The following is a 1390-nucleotide window of genomic DNA, read 5'->3' on the forward strand; positions in this document are numbered from 1 at the left end:
TCAGTTGTGTGTAATCAGTTTCAGTTGACTGTAAAGGCTTATGCAGTCGTGTGTACTGGTCTGAGATATGCCGACGGAGGAACCGTCCGACCGCCAACGCAACGAACACGGTCAGTACTCCGACCGACTCCCGGCGAAGGAAGCATTCGGCGTCTTCGAAGACCGCGCAGATCAGGGCCGTCCGCTTACCGCGAACGACGTAATGGAGGTGCTCGATTGCTCGCGGCGAACGGCGCACAACAAACTTAACGAACTCGTCGAGCTCGATATGCTCGCAACTCGGAAGGTCGGCGCACGCGGACGAGTCTGGTGGATACCCATAGAGGGGACCGAATCCATGGACGACGCGGACGCTGAACCGGACGTTGACCGCGATATCTTCGACGACGTCGAGCTCCCTGGAACCGGCTCGACTCTCGAATCGCGGCAAAATGCGCTCCGTGCAGCCTACGACTACCTCGTCGAACATCCGAGTGCGAAGAAGGCCGACTTCCTGCAGGACGTCTTTCCCGAGCATCCGGCAGGGTACGAGACGGCCGACGGTTGGTGGAACGCGATACAACCCGCGCTCAAAGATCTCCCCGGCGTCGACCCGCCCAAGGAACGCGGCCACATCTGGCACTTTCTTGGGGGATAAATCGACGGTAGTTTTAAATCGATTGCACCGACTGAATGCGTATGAACGTCCGTGGTTGCAGGAACGGAAACACGGCTGCTTTCGGCACCATATCGGACCCCGGGACGGAGTAGCGACAAGAAGAGATAAAGAAGGAGGCCCCGTGAGAAGTATGGATATGTGCGACATCGGGCTCACTCCGGAAGACGAACGAGATTGTCGAATCGATTAGTCCTACAAGGAAGCTTGAAAAGCCGTCATGGTCTTGGAGGCTATCGACACCATGGACCTCTGGGTCAAAAGGCTCAGGCAGACGTGGTACTAGTTCGTTGATATACTGGGCGATTCCACCAGTCGGATTTACAGGTCCGATGAGAAGTACGTTGATTTTACTTTGAGTCATTATTATCGCTACAGTCTACTGCATGATGTATTGGTCTTGCCTTTTTGCTCTTTCCAAATCAATCCTAATCAGATTTTATCTAATCTATATGTCCTATTAAATGGCACTGTATTGTTTAGCTCCTCCTCGATAGGCGTTCGGTTGTTGAGCGATTGGTACGGCCTCTGATGGTTATAGTACTATACAAACTGTTCAAGCCAGCGCTGGACGCTCGGCCGACTGCCCACCCAGGACGTATGGAAGCGGTCGATGCGCTGTTTAAGCGTGTGAAACCACTTTTCGATCAGGTTTCGCTCTGTGTAGTCGAGGCGATCGCTCAACCCAATGTGAAAGAGGGCAGTCCGATATCCGTAGCCTTCAACGAGAAACAT

Annotated in this window: 1 protein-coding gene and 1 pseudogene; one reads left to right on the forward strand and one right to left on the reverse strand. The window is 53.6% G+C overall.

Features of this window, described 5'->3' with window-relative positions; all coding sequences use genetic code 11:
- Window positions 1–67 precede the first annotated feature (67 nt).
- On the forward strand, window positions 68–637 hold the full coding sequence (locus tag BG842_RS26750) for a helix-turn-helix transcriptional regulator (protein WP_069451792.1): 570 nt from the start codon (window positions 68–70) through the stop codon (window positions 635–637).
- 450 nt (window positions 638–1087) lie between these two features.
- Here the strand turns inward: BG842_RS26750 and BG842_RS26755 are convergent.
- A pseudogene (locus BG842_RS26755) lies at window positions 1088–1390 on the reverse strand (integrase core domain-containing protein); the annotation flags it as partial.

Source organism: Haladaptatus sp. W1 (assembly GCF_001723155.1).
Classification (GTDB): Archaea; Halobacteriota; Halobacteria; order Halobacteriales; family Haladaptataceae; genus Haladaptatus; species Haladaptatus paucihalophilus.

Coding starts and splice junctions, on each gene's coding strand:
- BG842_RS26750 (WP_069451792.1), top strand. CDS start 68: ATGCCGACGGAGGAACCGTCCGACCGCCAACGCAACGAACACGGTCAG.